This is a genomic window from Halorubrum sp. CBA1125, assembly GCF_009742825.1.
GTDB lineage: Archaea > Halobacteriota > Halobacteria > Halobacteriales > Haloferacaceae > Halorubrum.
In genome coordinates this window covers 1-6,264 of sequence record NZ_WPCE01000169.1, presented here as the reverse complement: position 1 = coordinate 6,264, position 6,264 = coordinate 1, and the positions used below count along the sequence as shown (strand labels likewise).

General features: G+C 71.1%; 4 protein-coding genes and 1 pseudogene. 3 read left to right on the top strand and 2 right to left on the bottom strand.

The window, feature by feature from the left end; translation table 11 throughout:
- Positions 1–806: pseudogene (gene cofD, locus GJ633_RS12945) on the bottom strand (2-phospho-L-lactate transferase); the annotation flags it as partial.
- A gap of 149 nt (positions 807–955) precedes the next feature.
- On the opposite strand from cofD, the gene GJ633_RS12940 reads away from it, so the two are divergent.
- The 3 genes from GJ633_RS12940 to GJ633_RS12930 all read left to right on the top strand — a co-directional run bounded on the left by GJ633_RS12940 (position 956) and on the right by GJ633_RS12930 (position 5,596).
- Positions 956–2,662 carry an HTTM domain-containing protein gene (locus GJ633_RS12940; protein WP_394351160.1) on the top strand — a complete coding sequence of 569 codons (1,707 nt, stop codon included), beginning with the start codon at positions 956–958 and terminating at the stop codon, positions 2,660–2,662.
- A 145-nt stretch (positions 2,663–2,807) separates the two neighbouring features.
- On the top strand, positions 2,808–4,070 hold the full coding sequence (gene icd, locus GJ633_RS12935; protein WP_156589158.1) for an isocitrate dehydrogenase (NADP(+)): 1,263 nt from the start codon (positions 2,808–2,810) through the stop codon (positions 4,068–4,070).
- Between the two features lie 131 nt (positions 4,071–4,201).
- Positions 4,202–5,596 (top strand): DUF6498-containing protein, encoded by a 1,395-nt coding sequence (locus GJ633_RS12930; protein ID WP_156589157.1) that lies wholly within the window; start codon positions 4,202–4,204, stop codon positions 5,594–5,596.
- Positions 5,597–5,752: 156 nt separating this feature from the next.
- Here the strand turns inward: GJ633_RS12930 and GJ633_RS12925 are convergent, their stop codons facing one another.
- Positions 5,753–6,190, bottom strand: a complete 438-nt coding sequence (locus GJ633_RS12925) for a DUF5809 family protein (RefSeq protein WP_156589156.1) — start codon at positions 6,188–6,190, stop codon at positions 5,753–5,755.
- Positions 6,191–6,264 lie beyond the last annotated feature (74 nt).

Below are 6,264 nucleotides of genomic sequence, written 5' to 3'. Positions count from 1 at the left end.
GGCCGGGCCGGAGAACACCTCGTCGCGCCGACGAACGGCGAGACGGCGACGACGGGCGTCGACGCCAGGGCCGCCTCGACGCCCGGGAGCGCGAGCATCGGGCCGATGCTCGTCACGGGGTTCGAGGGACCGATCACGACCGGATCGGCGAGGGCCTCGCGGACGGCGTCGGTCGGCTCGGCGTCGGCCGCGCCGCGGAACTCCACGTCCGCCACCGCCGGCTCGCCGCGGCGCGCGACCCAGTACTCCTGGAAGTGGAGCGTCTCGTCGTCGGCGGTGTGGACCAGCGTCGCGACCGGGTCGTCCGACATCGGGAGGAGGTCGATCTCGAGGTCGAACGCCGCCGCCAGCGCGCGGGTCACCGCCGTGAGCGTGCGTCCCTCGTCCAGGAGGCTCGTGCGCGTGAGGTGGACCGCGCGGTCGCGGTCGCCGATCTCCATGAACTCGCCGACCGCCGAGAAGCGCCGCCAGCGCGCGAGCTCGCGGCCCGCGGTCTGGGCCTCGTCGTCGAGGTACCGCGGGACGCCGGCCTCGCCGTCGATCGCGTCTCCGGCCGCGTCGGCGAGCCGCCGCAGCTCCTCGTGGGTGGCGGTCGTGTCGCCGGCGATACCCCACCACGTCTCGCGGTCGAGGACGTCGCCGCCCGCGAAAAGCACCGTGTCGACGTCGGGGCAGACGAGGTGACCGCCGAGCTCGACGTCGTCGCCGGTGTTGGCGACGACCGCTATCTCGTCGGGGTCCCACACGCGGGTCGCCCCGTCGAGGAGCTTCGGCGTCCCCGTGCCGCCGGCGAGGAACGTGACCATACCGCCGCAACGCGGCCACCGGATTTGTATCCTCGGCTCTCGTCGCGCGACGCGGCGGCGCCGGACGGCGGCCGGGACACTCCCGTGCCGTCGAACATCCCTCGCGACGCCGTAAGACCTATCTTCGCCCCTCGGGGAGTCGCCACACTGTGGACGAACACGGGAGTCCTGCGGGACACGAGGGATCCGACGGCGCCGCCGCGTCGGCCGGCGGGTCGTCGAGACGAGACCGCCTCCGGAGCGCGGTGAGCGCTCGTCTCGGGGCCGACCGCCGGGCGCTCGCGGCGTTCCGGGTCGCGATCGGCGTCGTCCTCCTCGTCGACCTCGCGCTCCGCGCCCGCAACCTGACGGCCTTCTACACCGACGCCGGCGTGCTCCCCCGGTCGGTGCTCGCGGAGTCGTACCCCCTGTTCGCCCAATTCTCGCTGCACGCGCTCTCGGGGGGATCGCGGCTCGTCGTGCTCCTGTTCGTCCTCGCCGGTGTCGCGGCTGTCGCGCTCGCGGTCGGGTACCGGACCCGTCTCGCGCTCGCGGTCTCGCTGGCGCTGCTGGCGTCGCTGCAGGCGCGGAACCCGTTCGTGCTCAACGCGGGCGACACGCTCCTCTGGCAGCTGCTCGGGGCCGGACTGCTGTGTCCGCTCGGCGCGCGGTGGTCGGTGGACGCCGTCCGGCACGAATCGGTAGACGCCGCTCGACGCGAATCGGTGGACGCCGCGGACGACGCCGTCGGTTCCCGGCCGGCAGGTGACCGATTCGTCTCCCCCGCCTCCGCGCTGCTTCTGGCCGTCGTCGTCGTGGTCTACGTCTCGAACGCGGTCGCGAAGCTCCGCGGGACGGCGTGGCCGGCCGGCGAGGCCGTGGGGCGGGTGTTCGAGCTCACGTATCTCCACGGGCCGCTCGGCGGCCTGGTTCCCGAGGCCCCCGCGCTGCTCGCGGCCGCCACGTACGGCTGGCTCGCGCTGCTTCTCGCCGCGCCGCTGCTCGTCCTCGCCGCCGGCCGGCTCCGGACCGCGCTGGCCGGGACGCTCGTCCTCGCGCACCTCTCGATGGCGTTCACGCTGCAGATCGGCGTGTTCCCGCTCGTGTCGGCCGCCGGGCTGTTGCCGTTCCTCCCGTCTCCGGTCTGGGACCGGGTCGAGCGCGGCGTCGAGCCCGTCCGCGTGCGTCTCCGCGAACGGATCCGCCGGCGTCACGATTCCTCTCCGCCGGACGGCGGTCCGGGCGTCGACGGCGATTCGAGTGCCGATTCCGATTCGAGCGCCGACTCCGATTCGAGCGCCGACACCGGTTCGGGCGTCGACACCGATCCGGCGGGCGATCGCCTCGCCGTCGTCGACCTCGGTCGCCGGGTCGCTCCGTTCGTCGCCGCGGTTCTCCTCGTGTCGCTGCTCGCGTGGAACGGGATGGCGATCGGCGTCGTCGCGACGCCGGAGCCGGTCGCGGCGGTGAGCGACCCGGCCGAGAGCGGCTGGGACATGTTCGCGCCGAGCCCGCCGTCGACCGACGCGCTCGTGCTCGCGACGGCGACCGCGGCCGACGGCGGCGCCGAGGCCGGGAGACCGACAGACCCCGACCGGATCGACGCGCTCTACGGCGACCCGGTCGCGGCCGACAGGTCGCCGTCGGACGCCCGGCGGTATCCCACGGCCCGGTGGCGGAAGTTCCTCACGCTGCTCTCGGCCTCGCCGGACGCGGCGCGCGTCGACCCGCTCCTCGCGCACCTCTGTGACCGTGCCGACGGGTTCACCGACGGCGGGATCGAGTCGGTGACGGTCTCGTTCGTCGACGTCGACGTGACCGCGCCGAGCCACCCGCGCGTCGAGGAACTCGGAACGCGGGAGTGCGGCGTCCCGTGACCGCCGGGACGCTCGTCGGGGACGGGGATCGCTCCCCGGCGGCGGTCGCGGTTCGACGGCGGAATCGCCCGTCTGCGACGAGTTCGCCGTCCTCCGGGGGAAAACGGCAGGCACTTTAGGCCGCTTCGAGAACCTGCGATCGTTCATGAGCTACGACAAGGTCGACGTCCCCGACGACGGCGAGGCGATCACGCTCGCCGACGCGGAGACCGGCGAGCTGAACGTCCCGTCGAATCCCGTCATCCCGATCATCCACGGCGACGGGATCGGCACCGACGTCGGGCCGGCCGCTCAGAAGGTGCTGGACGCGGCGGCCGAGGCGACGGACCGCTCCATCGCGTGGATGCGCGTCTACGCCGGCGAGTCCGCCCGCGAGAAGTACGACGAGCACCTTCCAGAGGACACCGTGAGCGCGATCCGCGACCACCGCGTCGCGATCAAGGGCCCGCTGACGACGCCCGTCGGCGCCGGCTTTCGGTCGCTGAACGTCGCCCTGCGACAGACGCTCGACATGTACGCGAACGTCCGTCCCACCTACCACATCGACGGCGTCCCGTCGCCGGTGAAAAACCCCGCGGCGATGGACATGATCACCTTCCGTGAGAACACGGAGGACGTCTACGCCGGCGTCGAGTGGGAGGCCGGCACCGACGAGGTCGAGCGGGTGCGCGAGTTCCTCGAAGACGACATGGAGATCGCCGACGTCATCCACGACGGCCCGGTCGGGATCGGCGTCAAGCCCATCTCCGAGTTCGGCTCGAAGCGGCTCGTCCGCGAGGCGATCGACTACGCGCTCGCGAACGACCGTGACACGGTCACCCTCGTCCACAAGGGGAACATCATGAAGTTCACCGAGGGCGCCTTCCGCGACTGGGGGTACGAGGTCGCGAGGGAGGAGTACGGCGAGGACGTCATCACCGAGGACGAACTGTGGGACGAGTACGACGGCGAACAGCCCGCGGGCACCGTCGTCGTGAACGACCGCATCGCCGACAACATGCTCCAGCAGCTCCTGACCCGCACGGGCGAGTACTCCGTCATCGCGACGATGAACCTCAACGGCGACTACATGTCTGACGCCGCCGGCGCGCAGATCGGCGGGCTGGGTATCGCGCCCGGCGCCAACTTCGGCCACGGCCGCTGTCTCGCCGAGCCGGTCCACGGCTCCGCGCCCAAGTACGCCGGCGAGGACAAGGTGAACCCCACCGCGATGATCCTCTCCGGCCGCGAGATGCTCGATTACATCGGCTGGTCCGACGCCGCCGACCTCGTGCGCGACGCCGTCGAGGCGACCATCTCCTCCGGCAAGGTCACCTACGACCTCCACCGCCAGATCGAGGGCGGCGAGAAGCTCGCCACCAGCGAGTTCGCCGACGCCGTCGTCGAAAATATCGAAGAGCTCGCCTGAGCCCCTCCCTCCGGGCGAGCCCTTCGAGAGTGTCGGACGACCGTTCTCATATCCGTTCTTCGGCCCGTCGATTCACTTAGTACAGATCCCACACCAACACCTTTTCTTCTCTGTTATCATGCGGTGAATCGATGGCGTCACCGTCGAACGATTCGTCTGCTGTGTTTCTGGTCACAGTCGCGGCGAACGTCGTCCCGCTGGTCGGCGTGTTCCACCTCGGGTGGAGCGCACAGACGTTCGCGGTCGTCTACGCGATCGAACTGGTCGTCGCCGTCCCGTTCGCCGGGCTGAAGGCGCTGTTCGCGCGCCCCCCGCCGAACTACGACGAGCTGGAGCGCCCCAGGGAGGACGATCCGCTCAAGTCCGACGAGTGGGGCGGGACTTCCGTCGGCCCGAGCGACCTCAACCGCCGGCGCGGGAGCGTCACGATCGTCGACCCGCTCCCACCGATCTACCCCCGGAACGTCCCGTTTGCCTTGCAGGCGTTTGGGGCTGCTGTGGGACTCGTCGGGGTTTTCCTTTTCGTGTTGGGCCGGTTCGTCGACGTGCCGGCGACGCTTGCCGATCCGAGCGTGGCGGCGAGCGTCGTCTTCCTCGTCATCTCCCACGTCGGCGTCGTTGAGCGCGAGTACTTCCGGAAGCGACGCCACGAGACGAGCACTCCCCGAGACGTGGTCGCAAGCGCGACGACCGAGGCCGGCCTGGCCACGGTAGTACTCATGTTCGCGATCGTCGGCGGTCCGACCGGCGCGCTGGTCGCGTTCGTCGCGGTAAAGATGTTCGCGGAGTGGCGGGGCTACCGCGGCGGGGTGGCGTTCGACCCCGACGAGGGGGTGGGAACGCTCCCGCCCGTAGCGGCTCCAGACGTGCTGCCGACAGCTGAGGTCCGTCCGGACCGGCGCGCCGTCCGCGCCGCCGCGCTCTGGCGGGGCGCGACGTCCGCGGTCAGCGGCGGTCCAGCGTACCTCTTCGCGTGGGTCGGGCTCACCGCCGGGTCGGCAGGGGTAGTCGCCGCCACAGTGGTCTGTTTCGGCCTCCTGCCGGCCGGCCTCGGCGGGCTGAAAGCCGTCGAGTACGCCCTCACCCACGGCACGCTGGCGTACCAGCGCCGGGACGACGCGGTGGTCGCGTACGATGACCTTACCGATACTGTCCAGTGGGCGACCCCCGTCGATGACCTCCGGGACGCCGAGCTGTGCGAGGGAGAGCTCGCCGACCGCGCCTGCGACACCCGAACGTTCTCGCTCATACCGTCCGCGGGGGAGTACGAACTTAGTGTCGCGCACCTCCGGGAGTATGGCCGGGCCGTTGAGGCGTTCGAACTTCCGGTCGAGACGACGGCGTTCGGCCCACTCGACCGACGCGTGGCCGGGGTGGCGGCCGCAGTCGGAGCCTGTGGCATCGCCGTCGTGGCGGGCCTCGCCTACTACGCTCCTTCCATCGCGGCGGTCGCCGCCGGGTTCGGCGGCCCGTTTGGCGTCGTCGCCCTCAGATCGGCGTGGCAGTGGGCGCTCCCGGCCGCCTGAGCCGACGCCGTGCGAGTGCTCGGCTGGTATCGGGAGTTCCGTCAGTGAAAATATCACTCGTGAACTGTTCTCTGACACCCTCGAATCCGTCTGGCGCTCGGGGATTCGGACGCTCAGGAATCGTCTCTCACCGCAGTATCTCCGGACTCTCGGACGCTACCGGCCGGACTCGTAGAACTCCTCGCGGTACACGCGCCCGAACGCGTTCCGCCGCAGGGTGCTCGCGGCCGCGTCGGGCTCGTTCTGGTAGGTCGCGACGACCACGGTGTCGGCGAACGGGACCGGGTGCCAGACGACGTTGTCGACGTCCGCGGAGCCGATCCGGATCACGTCCTCCTCGTCGAACCCGCTGTCGTCGAGCCACGCGTCGAACTCCTCGCCCGTGCCGACGTGGACCGCGAGCAGTTCCGCGAACGTGGCGTCGCGGGCGGTCTGGATCACCTCGGGCGTGACCCGCTCGTCGTACTCGTCGGCGTCGAACGACATCGCCTTGGTCGCCTCGCGGACGACGACCTGCGCGACGGGGCCGACCTCCTCGTACCGCTCGAGCGCGTCGGCGCGGGTCTCCGGCGCGAACGTCCCTCTGGTCTCCATACCCGCCGTTCGCCGGCGACCGAAAAGGGCGTTCCGTTACGCGTCGCGGTTGGTGTCGCTGTCGCCGTCCTCGT

Bases quoted from the DNA above. Each gene is read 5' to 3' on its own strand.
- icd (WP_156589158.1), top strand. From the start codon at position 2,808: ATGAGCTACGACAAGGTCGACGTCCCCGACGACGGCGAGGCGATCACG.
- GJ633_RS12930 (WP_156589157.1), top strand. From the start codon at position 4,202: ATGGCGTCACCGTCGAACGATTCGTCTGCTGTGTTTCTGGTCACAGTC.
- GJ633_RS12925 (WP_156589156.1), bottom strand. From the start codon at position 6,190: ATGGAGACCAGAGGGACGTTCGCGCCGGAGACCCGCGCCGACGCGCTC.